Here is a 245-nt window from a genome sequence, read left to right as displayed (position 1 = left end):
GACGACATGCAGCGCAGCCTGGGCGCGATGCGGCACGAGCTGGACCGGACCTACACCGCCCTGCGCGCGGAAGAACGCGAACTGAAGGCGCTGACCAGCCGCATGATGCAGCTCAAGCTGGAGAAGCAATCCCTGCCGCCGGCCGACGCCGCACGCATGAAGGAGCTGCAGAAGAAGAACTTCCGCACCTTGTACGGCTACGACCTGATGAACGCGGCCTACTACCGTCTGGACGACATCGCGTA

General features: G+C 64.1%; 1 protein-coding gene. It reads left to right on the top strand.

Annotated features, from left to right (window positions below):
- A partial coding sequence (locus tag KVS69_RS20210; RefSeq protein WP_217540065.1) for a hypothetical protein occupies positions 1–245 on the top strand: 245 nt, incomplete at both ends.

It is taken from the genome of Stenotrophomonas sp. GbtcB23 (assembly GCF_019091045.1).
GTDB lineage: Bacteria > Pseudomonadota > Gammaproteobacteria > Xanthomonadales > Xanthomonadaceae > Stenotrophomonas > Stenotrophomonas rhizophila_A.
The sequence above is the reverse complement of the archived record's forward strand: the minus strand, read 5'-3'. Positions and strand labels throughout refer to the sequence as shown.